14 protein-coding genes are annotated in these 17,558 nt (G+C 61.5%); 6 read left to right on the forward strand and 8 right to left on the reverse strand.

The genetic code is table 11. The features are described from left to right. Positions 1–99: 99 nt before the first annotated feature. The 7 genes from ACE3NW_RS01820 to ACE3NW_RS01850 form a co-directional block, all read right to left on the reverse strand. A complete protein-coding gene (locus tag ACE3NW_RS01820; RefSeq protein ID WP_374279765.1) occupies positions 100–1,536 on the reverse strand; it encodes a 3-phosphoshikimate 1-carboxyvinyltransferase in 1,437 nt (478 codons plus the stop codon). Next, positions 1,533–2,759 (reverse strand): prephenate dehydratase, encoded by a 1,227-nt coding sequence (pheA, locus tag ACE3NW_RS01825; protein WP_374279767.1) that lies wholly within the window; start codon positions 2,757–2,759, stop codon positions 1,533–1,535. Before pheA ends, ACE3NW_RS01820 begins: the two co-directional genes overlap by 4 nt. Position 2,760: 1 nt before the next feature. Further along, a complete protein-coding gene (locus tag ACE3NW_RS01830) occupies positions 2,761–3,744 on the reverse strand; it encodes a 3-dehydroquinate synthase II family protein (protein ID WP_374279769.1) in 984 nt (327 codons plus the stop codon). Between the two features lie 5 nt (positions 3,745–3,749). Further along, positions 3,750–4,547: a 2-amino-3,7-dideoxy-D-threo-hept-6-ulosonate synthase gene (locus tag ACE3NW_RS01835; protein ID WP_374279771.1), complete on the reverse strand. Its 798-nt coding sequence runs from the start codon at positions 4,545–4,547 to the stop codon at positions 3,750–3,752. A 338-nt stretch (positions 4,548–4,885) separates the two neighbouring features. Further along, positions 4,886–5,947 (reverse strand): bifunctional oligoribonuclease/PAP phosphatase NrnA, encoded by a 1,062-nt coding sequence (locus ACE3NW_RS01840; protein ID WP_374279773.1) that lies wholly within the window; start codon positions 5,945–5,947, stop codon positions 4,886–4,888. A 15-nt stretch (positions 5,948–5,962) separates the two neighbouring features. Further along, positions 5,963–6,781 (reverse strand): cobamide remodeling phosphodiesterase CbiR, encoded by an 819-nt coding sequence (cbiR, locus tag ACE3NW_RS01845; protein ID WP_374279775.1) that lies wholly within the window; start codon positions 6,779–6,781, stop codon positions 5,963–5,965. A gap of 102 nt (positions 6,782–6,883) precedes the next feature. Continuing rightward, positions 6,884–9,796 (reverse strand): insulinase family protein, encoded by a 2,913-nt coding sequence (locus tag ACE3NW_RS01850; RefSeq protein ID WP_374279777.1) that lies wholly within the window; start codon positions 9,794–9,796, stop codon positions 6,884–6,886. 411 nt (positions 9,797–10,207) lie between these two features. On the opposite strand from ACE3NW_RS01850, the gene rpsB reads away from it, so the two are divergent. From rpsB to ilvN, 6 genes are all read left to right on the forward strand, one after another. Then, positions 10,208–10,981: a 30S ribosomal protein S2 gene (gene rpsB / locus ACE3NW_RS01855; RefSeq protein ID WP_374279779.1), complete on the forward strand. Its 774-nt coding sequence runs from the start codon at positions 10,208–10,210 to the stop codon at positions 10,979–10,981. Between the two features lie 162 nt (positions 10,982–11,143). Then, a complete protein-coding gene (gene tsf / locus ACE3NW_RS01860) occupies positions 11,144–12,001 on the forward strand; it encodes a translation elongation factor Ts (protein ID WP_374279781.1) in 858 nt (285 codons plus the stop codon). A gap of 309 nt (positions 12,002–12,310) precedes the next feature. After that, entirely contained in the window at positions 12,311–13,900 is a 1,590-nt protein-coding gene (locus tag ACE3NW_RS01865) for a transporter associated domain-containing protein (RefSeq protein ID WP_374279783.1), read from the forward strand. 272 nt (positions 13,901–14,172) lie between these two features. Next, positions 14,173–15,174, forward strand: a complete 1,002-nt coding sequence (locus tag ACE3NW_RS01870) for a thiamine pyrophosphate-binding protein (protein WP_374279785.1) — start codon at positions 14,173–14,175, stop codon at positions 15,172–15,174. Further along, the gene (locus tag ACE3NW_RS01875) at positions 15,113–15,850 is read left to right on the forward strand and encodes a thiamine pyrophosphate-dependent enzyme (RefSeq protein WP_374279787.1); all 738 of its coding nucleotides are present in this window, start codon (positions 15,113–15,115) and stop codon (positions 15,848–15,850) included. Before ACE3NW_RS01870 ends, ACE3NW_RS01875 begins: the two co-directional genes overlap by 62 nt. Then, positions 15,847–16,143 (forward strand): acetolactate synthase small subunit, encoded by a 297-nt coding sequence (ilvN, locus tag ACE3NW_RS01880; protein ID WP_374279789.1) that lies wholly within the window; start codon positions 15,847–15,849, stop codon positions 16,141–16,143. Before ACE3NW_RS01875 ends, ilvN begins: the two co-directional genes overlap by 4 nt. Positions 16,144–16,260: 117 nt before the next feature. Here the strand turns inward: ilvN and ACE3NW_RS01885 are convergent, their stop codons facing one another. Then, entirely contained in the window at positions 16,261–17,496 is a 1,236-nt protein-coding gene (locus tag ACE3NW_RS01885; protein ID WP_374279791.1) for a 6-phosphofructo-2-kinase/fructose-2,6-bisphosphatase, read from the reverse strand. Between the last annotated feature and the right edge of the window lie 62 nt (positions 17,497–17,558).

The following is a 17,558-nucleotide window of genomic DNA, read 5'->3' on the forward strand; positions in this document are numbered from 1 at the left end:
TACGCGGGCAAAAGCCGGTAAATCCGTCAAATCCATCCTCCGCTGCGGATTCCCCGCCGTTTTGTGCGGCGGGGTTGCCAGCGCAATTTTCATTACCGTTCATGCAAGATGCTCCCAGATATTCCAGAATTGGGGAAACGACTTGCGCACAACCATGGGGTCGTCGAGCAGGTCGCGGATATTCACTTCTGGTTGGCGCAAACCCAGCAAGGCCAGCGACATGGCAATGCGGTGGTCGTTGTGGGCCGAAAGTGCCGTGCCCTGGGGCAGTTGCGGGCAGTCGGGCTTGCCGTTGCCCCGCCCGGCAAGGCCGTGGATGAGCATGCCGTCCGAAAGCTGGTCGATGACCACGCCAGCCTTGGCCAGCTCCTGCGCCGGGGCGTTGATACGGTCTGATTCCTTGTAGCGCAGATGGGCCACATTGCTGACGCGCGTGGAGCCCTGCGCAAAGGCCGCCAGCACCGCCACGGTGGGCACAAGATCAGGGCAGTCGCCCATGTCGAGCTCCACGCCGTGCAGGGCCGAGGGATAGACGGTGACGGAATCGGGGGTAAGGCTGATGCGTGCGCCCATGCGCTGCAAGATACCCAGCATGGCGCGGTCGCCCTGCAAGGAATCCGTGCGCAGGCCTTCCACGCGCACGGGGCGCAGGCCCAGAGCGCCAGCGGCCAGCAGGTAGGATGCGCCCGACCAGTCGCCTTCAACCGTGTAGTCGCCAGCCTGATACGCGCCGGGGTGTACTGTCACCCGCAGGCAGCCGGGGTGGGCAGCCTTGAGCTCGCGCCACGCGCCAGGGGGCAGCTGTACCCACGCTGTGTCGGCCTGGGTGCGGGTTTCGACCTCAAAGCGGATGCCGTAGTCGGTCAGGCATTGCAGGGTAAGGCCCACATAGGGCCACGAAACTGCTTTCTGCCCGCCGAGCGACACAGAAAGGGGCGCGGGCCCCATGGGCGCTGCCAGCAACAGGCCGGAAAAATACTGGCTCGAAATATCCATGCCCAGCGTCACCTCGCCCCCGCACAGGGCGGGATTGAGGCCCTTGGCGTGCAGCACCAGGGGCGGGCAGTCGGGCTTGCCCTCAAATGTGGCGGAACAGCCCAGATGCAGCAGCGCATCCGTCAGTTCGCCAATGGGCCGCTCGTGCATGCGCGGCGCACCGTGGATGCGAAACTCGCCCTCGCCAGCGGCCAGCACGGCAGTAAGCAGCCTGCATGTAGTGCCGGATTCTTCCACATCGCACGAAAGGGGCGCCCCGGCAGTGCCGCCATGCGGCTTGCCGCCCATGCCGGTCACGCGCCACGCGCCAGAGGGCTGGGTGCTTTCGGGCAGGGTTTCCATGGTGGCCCCTGCGCCGCACAGTATTGCCCGCGTGCGTTCAAGGTCGCGGCTTTCAAGGGTATGACGCACCGTGGACACGCCCTGGGCCAGGGCCGCGCCAATAAGATACCGGTGCGAAACCGATTTGGAGGCGGGCGCGGTGACGCTCACCACGGCCTGTTCTTCAGCCGCTGAAACGGCAAGGGTGCTCTGGCTCATGAGGCAAGGTGCTCCGATGTTTCCGAATGGAGGTCAAGGCGGTCCAGCTGCGGCCCTGTGGGGTAGCTGCCAAGTATGCGGAAGCTGGTGCAGACTTCGTGCAGTGTTTCCAGCAGGGGGGCGTAGCGGGGATCTTCAAGGTCGCTTTCCACGTCGGCAAAGAAAACATACTTCCAGCGCTGGCCGCGCAGGGGGCGCGATTCGAGCTTACGCATGTTGATGCCGTTGGCGGCCAGCAGGTCGAGCACGCTTGAAAGCGCACCGGCCTTGTCTGCCGTGGTGAACAGCAGCGAGGTTTTGTCCGCGCCGTTGTGCCCTGGCTGGGGGCCGCCCGTGCGGCTGCCAGAACGGGCATCGCCGGGGCCGATGATCACAAAGCGCGTCCAGTTGCCGGGTTCGTCCTCAATGCGGCGGGCCAGCACGCCAATGCCCATGAGGTCGGCAAGCTTGCCGTGGCCGATGGCGGCGGCATCTTCCTTGCCAGCGGCGTACTGGGCGGCGGCAGCGGTAGATTCCACCGGCACAAGGCCCGCACCGGGCAGATGGGCGCGCAGCCACGCGCCGCACTGGGCCAGCGGCTGGGGGTGCGAATACACGGTGCGCACGGCGGCCAGCGAGGGCGCGTTGCTCAGCAGACAGTGCGAAATGCGCGAAAACAGCTCGGCCTGAATATGTACCTCATACTTCAGAAACAGATCAAAGCTCACGCCCACCGTTCCCTGAAGGGAATTTTCGAGCGGCACAACGCCCAGCTCGCACTGGCCGGAGGCCACTTCCTGAAACACCTGGGTAATGTCGCTGCACGGCCTGAACTGGGCGGCGTGGCCAAGATATTCCACGCCCGCAAAGTATGAAAACGTGCCTTCCGGGCCCAGGTAGGCCACGTTCTGGGGCCGCTGCAACGAGCGCGAAGAAGAAAAGATTTCGCGCCAGATGGCCCGCAAATGGTCGTCGGGCAGGGGGCCGGGGTTGCGGCTGGCAAGGCTGTCGAGCACTTCTTTTTCGCGCAGGGGCTTAAAGATGATGCCCGGCACATGGGCCTTGATGCGCCCGACCTCAAGGCTCAGGGCGGCACGCTGGTTAAAGAGCGCCAGCAAGTCCTGATCCACGGCGTCTATTTCGTGCCGAATGGCGGCCAGGCGCGCGCCCGCCTCGTCGGGAGTTGCCGCCGGAACCTGGGATTCTGCCTGGTTCTTGGGCCAGTGGCTGTTGCTGTCGTCCATGCTAGATCTCCCGGATGTCTTCGCTTATGCGCATGCCAAAATGGCGGCCAGCTTCGTCCAGACGGCACAGCACGGTGTCGCCGGGTTTCAGGCCCACCACACTCACCGGCTCGCCGCCGGGGGTGGTCAGGCGGATGGTTTCGGCATTCTGCAAAAACACTGCGCCGGTTTTAACGCCGTCTTCGGTGGTCACCTGGGCTTCAACCAGCAGCATGGGGCGCACTTCAATCTTGACCCTGCCAAGGGTGGCAAGGCTGGTTTCGCCGTTGGCGTCCACGATAAGCACTTCCTGTCCGGCCTTGAATTCGCCAAGGTAGGTGGTTTTATCGCCGGGCAGGCGCACATAGGCGTGTACGGCCCCCGCATTGACCCTGAAGGGGCGGGCGGCCACGTATTCGTTGCGCTCTGTTTCGGCATGCACCAGAAAGGTAAAGGCGCTGGAATTGCCCACCAGCATGCCCTGCCCCTTGCGCAGCAGGGAAAGTGTGTCGGCGCATACGCGGTGGCCAAGGCCAACGGATTCCACGCGCGTGACCACGGCGGGCAGCAGCTCTTCGCGCCCCTGGGCAAGCTTGCACTGGGCCACAATGGTTTTGAGGTCGGCAACCGCCTCTCTGGATACAATAATGCCCGCCACACCGCGTTCCAGAATTCCTGCGGCAAGGCGGGCCTCGTCCAGCGTTGCGGCTTCAGCCAGAACGCTGTCGCTCTGGGCCAGAAGGTTTTCTACCGGTATAACCTCCCAGCCGCGAGCCAGCACCACACGCTCGCCTTTATGCAGGCGTTCGAGCACGGCCTCTTCGTCGGCCTTTACGGTGAGCGCCATGGTGGTGACATCTTCGGCAGCCCACACGGGGCAGCGCGAAAGACCGGCCACCTGCTCCATATGCTCGCGCGGCACGATAACGCCGTCCACGCCAGATTCCAGCGCCAGGGTCACATCACCCTTGTCAAAGGGAACGCAGTTGAAATAGATGCGCGACATGTGGCTTATTCTCCTACCATTTCCATGGCCTGATCCACGGAAGCGTTTTCGTGGACAATGGCGCGCAGGGCTTTGACCAGGGCAACACGGTTGGGATGCTGGAACACGTTGCGGCCAACAGAAATGCCAGCGCCGCCCGCATCAAGCGAATCCTTGACCATCTGGAGAATCTGGCGGGTGGAATCCATGCGTTCGCCACCGGCAATCAGCACGGGCACGCAACAGGCGGCCACCACTTCAGAGAAGCTTTCCACATCGCCGGTGTAGGGAACCTTGACGATATCCGCGCCCAGTTCCACACCCACGCGGGCACAGTGGGCCACCACATCCTTGGCGTAGCCGTTCTGGATCTGCGGGCCGCGCGCGTACATCATGGCCAGCAGCGGAATACCCCAGTTGTCACACGATTCGGCCACGCGGCCCAGGTCGGCCAGCATGAGGCGCTCGTTGGGGTCGCCCAGGTTGACGTGTACCGAAACGCAGTCTGCGCCGTGCTTGATGGCTTCTTCAACCGTGGCCACCAGGGTTTTGGTGTTGCCGAGAGGCGAAAGGGCGGTAGAGGCAGAAAGATGGATGATCAGACCAATGTCGCTGCCAGCGTTGCGGTGGCCGCAGCGAACAAGACCCTTGTGCATGAGCACTGCGTCTGCACCGCCCGTGGCCATGTCGTTGACTGTGTCGCGCATGTCCACCAGGCCTTCAACGGCCCCAATGGTCACGCCGTGGTCCATGGGAACGACAATTGTACGGCCATTGGTGCGGTTGATGATACGTTCCAGGCGGATTTTTTTGCCAAGGTACATGGGTGCTCTCCTTTCAGTCTGCTGCTTTGAGGTGACCCGCATGTGGCGGGGTTTGCCGCTTCTTTTCCGGCGACCCATACAAAAAAAGGGCCGCTGGCTTGTTGCCTGCGGCCCGTTGAACTTTCTAACTTTTTTGCGTCAGCAAAGCTCCCGACCACAGGCTCCGGTAAAATACGCAAAAAAATACCAGCTAAAGATGCCGGCGGCGTAGGAGGAGGTGTGGTTGGAAGAAATGCGCTGCATTGAAATATCCTTAAAATTTTCTGTCCAAAAGCTACGCGGCATCCAAAAGCCTGTCAACAGGAAAATGGATTTTTTGCGTAAATTTAGTGGCTGGCTCAGGCTGCGCCCCGTTCTGCGGGGTCTGCCGGGTGTTCATCGTTTTTTTCTTTGGGTCTGAGCTTGCGTGTTTCAAGCCTTTTGAGCACAAATTCGCCCGGCCGCACGCCCTCTGGCACGGCAGAAAGCGGAAATTCCGCCCGCGCCAGGTTGCGGTGGCCGCCCGCCACGCCCACATCGTGAAAACATGCGTCTGCCAGCCGGCCAATGTCGCGCCCGCCGTCACCGCGAAAGATCACGATAACGGTTTTGTCCACCACGCCGCTCACGGCAATCCAGCGCAGGCCGTGTACCCGTGTAAAAAAGTCTGCCACGGCCACCAGCAGATCGGCGCTGTTGACCTCGTTGAGCGAGGCAAAGGCCCCGCCGCCACGGCAGTCGGCCAGCGAGCGGAAGGCGCGCGAAAAAAGCGGCAGCCATTCGCGCAGATATTCGCTGCGCAAAATGCGGCGCAGCAGGCTGTTGTCTGCATGGCGCGAAAGCCACTGGTACGCGCGAAAATCGTCCTCACCGCCAGAGCGTTCAAAGGCGGCGGTGTCTGTGCGTATGCCGTACAGCAGGGCCGTGGCCAGCCGGGGGCCGGGCCGCATGTGCAGGGCCTTGAGGTAGCGGGCCATCATGGTGCTGGTTGCGCCCATGCCGGGGCGTATATCGCGAAAATCCGCCGGGCCCGCCATGGTGCAGGCCGTGATGTTGGTGACAACGCGGGGCAGGGGGTGGTGGTCGATGATGCAGTCAAAGTGCAGCCCCTGAAAGGCCTTGTTGTGGTGCGGCTGCGAATCGACCATGGCGTAGCGGGTGTACTGCCCGGCATTTTCGGGCTTCCACGCGGTAACGGGAATGTTGAGGTAGCGGATCATGGCCAGGTTGTCGGGTCTGGTTACCGCGTTGATGCGGGCAATTTCGACGCTGTGTACCTTGTGAACCATGATACGCTTGAGCGCCAGCGCCGAGGCCAGGGCGTCGGGGTCGGCGTTGATGAGGATACACCAGCGGTCATCCTTGCAAAGACCTGCCCGCCATTTTTGCAGCAGGGCGATGTGGTCTGTAGCGCCAGCCATGGTTCTCCTTCAGGTTCACCGGGCAAGATGTGGTTGCAAAAGCGCGTCCAATACCGGCAATGAACAGGCCAGTCCCTTCCAGTTGAATATCTCGGCCATGTGTGTGGCCGTGGCGGCAAAGCGAGCCATCAGGCCCGTTGCAGTCTGCATCTGCGGCGCGGTTAGGGCCGTGAGGGGCAGATGCCGGTCGCCATCGCCGGGCGCGCTCCAGTGTACCAGGGCTGCCTGCTCTGGAAGAGGCGAAAACAAAAGATTTTTTTGACCATATCCCAGTAGATGCCCTACGTCCAGACACAGACCAAGGCCATGATCCTGCAAAAAGCCTTCGCCGAGGCTGTGTATGTCGCTTTCTGCGATGTTTTCGAGCAACAGCGGAACATGACAGTGTTTTTGCCAGTGGTGCGCAAAACCCGCCAGCAACCGGCGCTGGATTTGCGCAGAAGCCCTGGGCGGATGCAGCACGGCACAGCGCGGCTGAAGAAAGGCGGTTTTTTCCAGCACCCTGCGGGCCAGTGTGGCTGCTGTGCGGGCCGGGTGGGCGGCGCTTGCCGAGCGGGGCCAGGGCAGATCAACCGGCAGATGGGCATGCCAGCGCAGGGGCAGGGCGGCGAGGTCGGGCGGCAGATCGTGGGGGCCGTAATCCAGACAGACACGGGTTTCAAACAGGCACAGGCCCACCTCGTCCACTTTTCCGGCCAGAAAGCGGGCGTTTTCGGCCACACCGGCAGGAATCACAAAGGAGGGCGCAGCAAAACGTCCCGCAAATAGGCCCGTAAATCGGGCCGCAGGGTCAGCGGGCCGCAGATGGGGCTGGTTGTCAAAATCATGGTGCATGCGGGCAATCCTTGCGCTGCTGTGGGCTGGGCGTGCCAGAAAATACAAAGGGGGAGATTTTGTGGCAAATCTCCCCCTTTGTAGGTGTTTTGCTTTGGCGTATTACACCAGTTTCGTACTGCTCCAGCCAAGTTTGCTGGCTGCTGCTTCGGTCTTGGGGCCGCCAAGTACGCAGGTGGCACCTGTGCGGGCAGCTTCGGCCAGCACCTCGGCAAACTCGCGGAAGTGTCTGTCGGTGGTGGAGAGTATTTCTTCGCGTATGAGGGCGCGGGCGGCATCGGTGTCGTCCGTAAGCCAGCGCGAAAGGGATTGCGCGCCCTTGGCATCGGGCAGCAGATAGCTGTCCATGTCGCCAATGGCTCCCACAATGGCCTGGGTAAGCTGGGCCTTGTCGGGGCTGAAGCCGCGCAGATATTCGGCCATGCCGTCAAAGGCGGCAAGGGTGTCTTCCACGTTGGGGTCGCGGTACGAGGCGCACACGAGGGTTCCGCCCAGGCGGTCGAGATTGCAGAATGCCCCGTAGGCCCCGCCGCGCACGCGCACGCGTTCCCACAGATAACCCATGCGCAGATAGCGCAGGATCACGCTGGCCGAGCCGTGGTACACGTAGCCCTGATCATAGATGTTGGCGGCCTTGCCCACGTAGTTGATCTGGGCCGGGGCAACAAAGGCCTCCCCCTTGGGCAGATCGAGGGGGGTGCTGCCAAAGCCGGTTTCTGAGCCCGCCCGCACGGGGGCGAGGGCGCGCAGCAGCTGGCGGGCCTCTGCCTCAACCATGGTGAGGCCCTGGGCCTCGGCGGTGCAGTCAAGGATTGCGCCGGGGCGGGCGATGATGCGCGAACGCAGCTCTTCAAGGTCGTCAATAACGGATTGGGCGTCTGCCTCCATGCGGTCGAGCAGGCCCCGTACACTTTCAAGGTAGCTCAGGCCATTGGTGCGTTCGGCCAGCGCGCTTGCGCCGTTAAAACGCGCCCGCAGGCGGGAGCTTACCGCCGCATGGCCCGCAGACTGCAAACCGTGCTCAAGGCGCGCCTTGGCCTCCAGCAGCATCTGCCGCAGCCTTTCGCGCAGTATGTCCGCGTCCTTGATGGGCTCCAGCAGAATTTCGCGGGTCAGGGCAAAGAGATCGGGCAGTTTGTCGTACACAGCCTTGCCCGCCACGCTGAGGTAGCCGATGGTTTTACGGCTGCCGCGCACAAGGCCTATCAGCGAGTCTGCCCCAAGGCCGCCGGTTTTGGCCGCCATAAGCGCACCCAGATCGGTAAAGTCGCGTTGCGCTGTGCCCGTTTCGGTGAGGGAGCGGGCAAAAAGCGGCAGCAGGGGCACAAGCCTGTCGGGCACGTTGGAGAGCGGCAGCAGCAGGGCCGTGTAGGCAATGCCCTGTGTGGGCAGCTCGTGGGTCAAAAATGTTTCTGGCAGTTCTGCCACCGCACGCGGGATAAGGGCGTTTTCGCGCGGCAGGTCTTCCAGGCCGAGGGCCGGAATGGTGGCCAGAGCCTCCGGGCTGTCGGGGGCTTCCTGAGCTTCCATGAGCCGGGCTGTTTCTTCAACCATATGGACGCGTTCTGCGGGGCTGGCCGCAGCCTGCACCGCGTCCACGCGGGCTTTTTCCGCATCTTCGCGCACCTGGCCCAGCTTGGCGTCGGGCAATAGAATAACGGTTGCGCGGTGCTCGTTGTTGAGAAACCAGTCCTTGATGGCCTGTTCGAATACGGGTTCGCCTGCCTCGATACGGGCCTTGAGCGCGTTGAGCGGCGCTTCCCACGCCAGCGCTGCCAGCGGGTCGCCGTCGTACAGCCATGTGGTGAGCGACTGCACCATGGCCGAAAGCCCACGGGGGAACCGGCCGGAATTGTTTTCGCGGTAGGCGAATTCAACGCTGTTAACGGCGGCTTCCACGGCAGAGCGCGGTATGCCTTCCTCGGCCAGCTGGGCCAGCGTGTCAAAAATGAGCAGCTCGGCCTGCTGCACGTCGCGCGGGGCCACGCCCTTGAGGCCGGTGGAGTAGTACATTTGGCGCAGATCGGTTTCGAGCCCGCAGCCCGTGGTGTCTTCGCCAAGGCCAGAGGCGATGAGCGCCTTGCGCAGGGGAGAGCCGGGCAGGCCTTCAAGAATGTGCTCGAGCATTTCCATCAGCAGAGCCTGATGCACATCGCCGCGTTCGCCCAGCAGCCAGTTGACCGTGAACAGGGCGCGTTTTTCGCCCTTGGAGGCCGCGTAGGGCACCTCAATCTGGCGCGGGGTGTCGATGCGGGGTTGCAGCGGCACGGCTGAGTTGACCGGGCGGGCCGTGTAGCCTGCAAGGGCGGCGGCGGTCAGGCGCAGGCGTTCATCTTCCGGGTCGTCGCCCCAGAAGAAGAAACGGGCGTTGCTGGGGTGGTAGTAGCTGCTGTGAAAATCGCAAAACGCCTGATAGGTGAGGTCGGGAATGTTTTCGGGGTTGCCGCCGGAATCAAGGCTGTACAGCGTATCGGGAAACAGGGCCTGCTGGCTCTGTTCCGAGAGCACGGAATCGGGCGAGGAATAGACGCCCTTCATCTCATTGTAGACCACGCCCTTGTACGACCACGGCCCTTCGGCGCTTTCGGCCTCCACGTGCCAGCCCTCCTGCCGAAAGATGTCTTCTGTGATGCGCGGGTGAAACACGGCATCAATATATACATCGATCAGATTGTAAAAATCGCGCAGATTGCAGCTTGCAATGGGGTAGCAGGTCTTGTCCGGATAGGTGAAGGCGTTGAGAAAGGTGTTCAGCGAACCCTTGAGCAGCTCGACAAAGGGTTCCTTGACGGGGTATTTGTCCGACCCGCAAAGCACGGAATGCTCAAGAATATGGGCAACGCCCGTGGAATCTGCGGGCGGTGTGCGAAAGCTCACGCCAAAGCACTTGTTTTCGTCGTTATTGCTGACGGAAAGCAGCTGGGCCCCGGTGACATCGTGCCGCCACAACCGGGCCGTGCCGTCCACTTCGCGCAGGTATTGTTCGGTAAGAAGAGTAAAACCGTGATTGTTCATGATGAATCCTGAAGAGTTGATGTGCTGCGGCCCGTGCGGGGGCAGCGTGAAAAAGAACTATAAGTATTGACGGGCAATTTGAAAAGGGGCGCGTGGCATGTGCCCGTCATCGTGTTGGCTGCGGCGAGCATATTCGGCTGCGGGCAGCAGGCTGCGGATATCCGGCTGCGGACAGATCGGCCCTATTTGCGGAAAATGCCGCATCAGTGCTTGCTATTCGCGGGGGCTTGGTGTATTGACTCCCTTTCCATCAAGCACACCCAAAGGCAGCGGCCCGGGGTGCCCGGTGGGACGGCGCGTGGTGCGTCGTCCATTTTTTGCGTCCAAGGCGGCTTGTCTGTCGGGGAGGCGAACATCGGGTTGCAGGGTCAGGGCATGGGTGGAAGAAGTTAACCCTTTGGAGGAATCCCAATGGCTTATGTCAGCATGAAGCAAATGCTGGAAACCGGCGTGCATTTCGGTCACCAGACCCGCCGCTGGAACCCCAAGATGCGTCCTTACATCTTTGGCGCCCGCAATGGCATCCATATCATCGACCTGCAGCAGACCGTCAAGCTGTTCCGCGTTGCCTACGACAAGGTGGTTGACACCGTTGCCAAGGGCGGCAAGGTTCTGTTCATCGGTACCAAGCGTCAGGCTCAGGAAGCTGTGGCCGCCGAGGCTGGCCGCGCTGGTCAGTACCATGTGACCAACCGTTGGATGGGCGGCACGCTCACCAACTTTGTCACCATTCAGAAGAGCGTTGACCGTCTCAAGAAGCTCGAAGCCATGTTTGGCGACGGCACCATCAATCGCTACCAGAAGAAAGAAATTCTGCTTCTGGAACGCGAAATGAACAAGCTTGAGGAAACCCTGGGCGGTATCAAGAACATGGACCGCATTCCCCAGCTTGCCTTCATCATCGACCCGCACCGTGAAGACATCGCCGTGAAGGAATGCCGCAAGCTCGGTATCCCGATCGTGGCCGTGACCGACACCAACTGCGACCCCGATGTCATTGACTTCATCATTCCCGGCAACGACGACGCCATCCGCGCCATCAAGCTGTTTGTGGCTGCTTTCGCCGAAGCCTGCATGGAAGGCGAAGCCATGAACAAGGACCACAAGGGCGAAGTTGTGAACGCCGAAGAAGCCATGCAGAAGGCCGAAGCCGCCGCGTCCGCGCAGGAAGCTGCCGCCGAATAGCCTGGCCTTTCCATATTCCGTATCCTGGGGGCGGCGCAACCTGTAAGGGCTGCGCTGCCCCCGTCTGGATGAAGGACTGCGCGCCGCGCTTCGCGGAGGCCGCGCAACCGACTAAAAGTTATGAAACTCCGGCTTCGGGCCGGACATCGTGTGGAGTATACTATGGCTATCACTGCACAATTGGTTAAAGAACTGCGCGACATGACCGGCGCGGGCATGATGGACTGCAAGAAAGCTCTGGTGGAAGTGGAAGGCGACCTGGAAAAGGCCGTTGACTGGCTGCGCCAGAAGGGCATGGCCAAGGCTGCCAAAAAGTCTGGCCGCGCCACCAGCGAAGGCCTCGTGACCGTGGCCGCCAGCGCCGACGGCATGCACATTGCCATGGGTTCGCTGCTTTGCGAAACCGACTTTGTGGCCCGTGGCGAACAGTTCCAGGCCATGGCCTCCCGCGTGACCCAGGTTATTCTTGATAAGGCCCCTGCCGACGCCGAAGCTCTTGAAGCCCTCATGGGCGAAGAAGTGACCCAGCTCATCGCCTCTGTGGGCGAAAACATGCAGCTTGGCAAGTTTGCCCGCTTCAGCAAGAATGGCGCCAACGACGTGGTGGGCCAGTACATCCACGCCAACGGCAAGATCGGCGTGCTCGTGTACCTGACCTGCGGCAAGGCCGAAAGCGCCTCCAAGCCCGAAGTGCTCGAACTGGCCAAAAACCTTTCCATGCAGGTTGCCGCCGCCAGCCCCCTGGCCCTCAACGCTGCCAGCCTTGATCAGGCCGCTGTGGAACGTGAACGCGAAGTTTACCGCCAGAAGGCCATTGAAGAAGGCAAGCCTGCCCAGATCGTGGACAAGATTGCCGACGGCGCCGTGAAGAAGTTCCAGAAGGAAGTGTGCCTGATGGAACAGCCCTTCATCCGCGACGACAAAAAAGTTATTGCTGACGTTGTGCGCGAAACGGGCAAGGCCATCGGCGACGAAATCACGGTCACCGGTTTCGAACGCATCCAGCTTGCTGCCGAATAGGCACACCGCTACGCCGGAGTACCGGCTGGCAGTGCTGCGCGCCCATGGGTAAGCGCATTTTTAAGGGGGGGCCTTGTGGCCCCCCTTTGCGTTTGCAAAAGCGGCGATCTGCTGCGCTGCCACGGTATCTTCCCTTTGCCCCGGTTGCGCACAGCGCCCGCACTGGTTACGTTAACCGGGATTCGGTGCTGGTGCCATGCGCCATGTGTGGCAGACCAGCAAGGCCTGAAACTCCGTGCGCGGGCCTGATCTGGTGGCCTGCGGCTTCTTATCTGTTCATGCAAATGCGGCTCGACCGCAGGAGATAATATGTGGGATCTGGCATGGGTAACTGACCCTTCGGCCTGGGCCGGTCTGGGCACGCTGATACTGCTTGAGGTGGTGCTTGGCGTGGATAACCTGGTGTTCATATCCATTCTTGTGGGCAAATTGCCGCAAGAGAGGAAGCGCCAGGCATTCATGACCGGCCTTGGCCTTGCCCTGCTCATGCGTATGGTGCTGCTGGCCTTTATGGCGCGGCTGGTCTTGCTTACCGACCCCCTGTTCACCCTTGGTGGGCACGGCTATTCAGCGCGCGACCTTATCCTTATGGCGGGCGGTGTTTTTCTGCTGCTCAAGGGAACCATGGAGCTGCACGACAGGCTGGAGGGTCACGCTGGCCGCTTCAACACCGAGGGGCCGCGCGTTGGCTACTGGCAGGTGATTTTTCAGATCATCATTCTGGACGCGGTTTTTTCGCTCGATTCCATCATTACCTCGGTGGGTATGGTGGACCACGTGTTCATCATGATGCTGGCCGTGGTTGCGGCCATGATCATCATGGTTCTGGCCGCTGCGCCCCTGCTGGAATTTGTGGAGCGCCACCCCACGGTCATTGTGCTTTGCCTGGGCTTTTTGTTGATGATTGGCCTGAGCCTGCTGGCCGACGGCCTTGGCTACCACATTCCCAAGGGCTACATGTACGCGGCCATCGGCTTTTCCGTGGCGGTAGAGGCCTGCAACCAGTGGGCCCTGCGCAGCCGGCGCAGGCGCTACAGCATGCGTGACATGCGCGAATCAACGGCCCGCGTGATCCTTAATCTGCTGGGCGGCGGCGTGCCCGGTGGCGGCGAGGCGCAGCTTGAGGCCGCAGCGCTGGCGGGCGATGCCAACGGGCAGCTTTTTGCCCCCAGAGAAAGGGATATGGTGGCCCGCGTTATCCGCCTTGGCGGGCGCACGGCGCGGTTTATCATGATTCCGCGCCAGAGGGTGGAATGGCTCGACAGCAATGCCGACCGCGCCACAGCCACCCGTTTTGCCGCCGCCTCTCGTCTTGCCTGGCTGCCCGTGCTGCGGCGCGATACCGACGAAGTGCTGGGTGTGGTACACCCCGGTGATATTCTGCTGCATGAGCAACAGGGCATTGGCAGCAAGGAATGGGATTTGAAAACCTACGTGCGCCCCGCGCCGACCATCTTCGAGCACACGCCCCTGCCGACCATTCTGGAGGATTTTCGCACGCATCCGGCCCCGCTGGCCTTTGTGCGCGACGAATACGGCGGTGTTGTGGGCATTATCACCCCTGCCGAGCTGCTGAGCATGCTTGCCGGGCAGATGGGCGACATGCCCGCCGGGCCAGAGGTGTGCCGCAGGGCCGACGGCAGCTGGGTGTTTCCTGGCCGTCTGGCTGTGGATCTGTTTGCCAGCTGGCTTGGGGTAAGCCTGCCCCCGCGTCTTTTCAGCGCCACTCTGGGCGGGCTGATTATGGAGCGGCTGGGCCGCATACCCGAACAGGGCGCGCGGTTGCGGTATCAGGGCTGGGAGCTGGAAATAACCCGCATGGACCGCCGCCGCATCGACGAGGTGCGGGCCGTAAAACTGCTGTTGCCCCACAGCGATGGCCGCAAGAAAAAAAAGTAGCCGGGCCTCTGCGTAAAACTGGTCTGACATGTTGACAGCTTGCAGGGTGCAGGCGTAGGGTTACCACATGAGCATGAACAAGCAATCTTCTTTCCGCCAGGTAGCGCTGCTATCCATTATGTGCGCCGTAGTAGTACGGTGCCATAATTTGCGCGCGTCTTGAGCAGGGAAGGTCTGAAAGCATAGTTAAACCCCGCTGGCGCGAGTCGGCGGGGTTTTTTTATTCCGCACCGCCGCCGACAAGCCCACCATCAAAAAGGAGTCTTGCGGCGATGTTACGTCTTTCGGGAGCAGAACTCACCATCCGCCTGCTGGAAAACCAGGGTGTAACGCACATTGCGGGTATTCCGGGCGGCTTCAATCTTCCCCTTTACGACGCCCTTGGGCGCAGGGGAACAATCCACCACATACTTGCCCGGCACGAGCAGGGCGCGGGCTTCATCGCCCAGGGCATGGCCAGGGTAACGGGCCGCCCCGGCGTGATCTTTGCCACCTCCGGCCCTGGGGCAACCAACACGCTCACGGCTCTGGCCGACGCGCGCATGGATTCCGTGCCGCTGGTCTGCATCACCGGGCAGGTTCCCCTGAGCATGATCGGCACGGATGCCTTTCAGGAAGTGGACATCTACGGCATGTCCATCCCGGCCACCAAGCACAACTTTATTGTGCGCTCCATAGAAGAACTTTTGCGCATCATCCCAGAGGCCTTTGCCATTGCGGCGGGCGACAGGCCGGGCCCTGTGCTGGTGGATATTCCGCGTGATGTGCAGGTGGCCGTGGCCGAATTGCAGGCCCTGCCCCATGCGGGCGCTCCCGCCCCCATGCCAGAGCCGGATGCCAAGGCACTTGCCCGGGCGGCAGAGCTCATGAACCGCGCAGAACGGCCCCTGCTGCTGCTTGGCGGCGGCACGTCTTCTCCCGAAGCTTCGCAGGCCGTGCTGGCCTTTATGGAAGCCCGCCGCATACCCGCAGTCATGTCCTTGCGCGGGCTTGGGGCCATTCCGCACGGGCACGAGCTTGCCGTGGGCATGCTGGGCATGCACGGGGCGCGGGCCTCAAATCTGCTGGTCGAAGAATGCGATCTGCTCATGGTGGTGGGCGCACGCCTTGGCGACCGCGCAACCGGCAGGCTGGACAGCTTTTGCCCCAAAACCGGCATTGTCCACATTGATATCGACGCCTGCGAGGTGGGCAAACTGCGCATACCGCAAGGTGGGCATTACGGCAGATGCGGCCCAGGCCCTCAACGCCCTGCTGCCACTGTTGCACAATAACAACCACGAGCCCTGGCTTGAGCGCGTGGCCGCCTGCAAGGCGGAACACGGCCTGCGTTTTGACCGCACGGACGAGGTATGCTCACCCTACGGCATCATCAGGCAGGTGGCCGAGATTCTGGACGGCAAGGGCATTGTGACCACAGATGTGGGCCAGCACCAGATGCGCGTTGCACAGGCCTATCCCATGATGCAGCCCCGCCAGTGGCTGACTTCTGGCGGCCTGGGAACGATGGGTTTTGGCCTGCCCGCAGCCATTGGTGCTGCGCTGGCAAAACCTGAAGAAACCGTGGTCTGTTTTTCCGGCGACGGCAGCCTGCTCATGAATATTCAGGAAATGGCCACAGCGGTGGAAAATCAGGCCAACGTCAAGATTATTCTGTGCAACAACGAGGGGCTTGGGCTTGTGCAGCAACAGCAGGATCTCTTCTTTGGGGGCAACCTGTTTGGCTCGACCTTTACGGAAAAAACAGACTTTGTGCGCATTGCCCAGGGTTTTGGCATGCCCGCCTACAGCCTGAACAGCGAACACGACCCCAGGGCCGTGCTGCAAAAAGCCCTGAAAAATCCGGGCCCGTGTCTGCTTGAGGTGCGCATGAGCGCAGATGAAAAGGTATTTCCCATGGTGCCGCCAGGAGCGGCAAACAGCCAGATGATAGAGGGGGTTAACGCATGAACGGTTCCGTGACGAGCGCACTTACGACCTTGCACTTGAGCGTCAACAATCATCCCGGTGTGCTTTCGCACGTCTGCGGCCTCTTTGCTGGCCGCGCCTACAACCTTGAGGGCGTGCTGGTTACGCCAGAGGCCGACGGCGACACCTGCCGCATGTGGCTTGTGGTCAAGGACGATGGCCGCATAGAGCAGATTGTAAAACAGGTACGCAAGCTGCACGATGTGCTTGATGTGCAGGTGGGCCATGCAGAGCCCACGGTTTTCAACCGCCTGGCCGGTTGCCTTGAGTGCTGAGTAAAAACCGGGTGCGTCCACGCGGCGCACCCGGTTTATGCAGCTGTAACCTGGGCCTGTGCGCCTGTGCGGGCTTGCGTTTGATGGACGCGCAACCGGCCAGGGGCACGGGCCTTTTTACTGTTCCAGCAGATTGGTTCCCTGTGATCCATCGTAGGGAACACGCTCAAAAACCTTGCGGCGCGGCGTGAGGCTGATGTGGTAATACTGGTTTTGGGGAATGTAGATAAAGGGCACATCTTCATTGCGCTGGCGTAAAAAGAGCGAAAGCAGCACGCGGTTGATGGCCTGATGCCCCACAATTATCAGGGGGGCGTCGCCCGCCAGAAACAGCGCCCGGCGCAGGCCGCGCTGCACACGTTCGCGCAGCAGGGCGTAGCTTTCGCCATTGGGGTATGCGTAGGTGTACTTGCTGGCATTGCGGCCCTGGGTCACTTCGGGCATGCGTTCGCGTATCTCGCTGTACAGCATGCCCTCGCAGTCGCCAGCCCATATTTCGTCAAACTCCTTAAAGGCCATGGCGTGGGCTTCGGGCCTTTCTGTGAGCAGCGGAGTGGCGGTTTCGTGCGAGCGGATGCGCGTTGAGGTAAAAACCCATTCAATGGGCTTTTCACGCAGGTGGGTTGCCAACGCCTGGGCTTGAGCGCGGCCAGTGGCCGTGAGCGGCGGGTCGCCGCCGATGCGCCCACGCAGGTTGAATTCTGTCTGCCCATGACGGGCCAGATACAGGCACTGAATCCATACGCTCACCACCATTTCGCGGATGGCAGGGTAGTAGGGCGAACTTTCGCAGGGGCGTTCGTCCAGAATGCGGTTGGCAGTGGAATCGACCCGCAGCCAGTATTTTTCGTCCTGCAAGGGTTCGTAGATTGTTTCGTAGTAGCTGATACGCTTCATAAAGCTGGCGAGAGCCGCTTCTTCTGTATACGAGGCGTATTCCGGCAGTGTTGTTTTACGGCGAATGCAGGCGTTGAGCAGCAGCTGGTCTTCGTTGACGCATTCCACAAACAGCACAGGGTGGTCGGTGAGCGTGGTTTCTATAAGGTGTCTGCGTGCGCGGCTCACGTTGGTGGCGTCCAGAATGGCCACCTCGCCATCGCGGGCCAGCCATTCGCGTGCCTGCTCCATGTTGCGCACACAGATCATTTCGCGGGCCTCGCGGCCCAGCCTGTTGTTGGGGTCGTAAAAATTGGGGTCTGTGGATTCTGCGCCAATCAGCGCCCGGCGCATGTCTCCGTTGTTGAACAGCCTGGCGGCGATACCCTCGGTCATCAGCCCGTCGCGAATACGCTTTGCAAGAGTGGATTTTCCCCTTGCGGGCAGCCCCACCATGGCCACATAAAGTTTTTGCATACGACCTCCGTTGCCGCATGGTAGGAGAAAAGCCAAAAAAACAAAAGAACCTGCCCTCATCT

The organism is Desulfovibrio sp., from assembly GCF_041907885.1.
In the GTDB taxonomy this organism is placed as follows: Bacteria; Desulfobacterota; Desulfovibrionia; order Desulfovibrionales; family Desulfovibrionaceae; genus Desulfovibrio.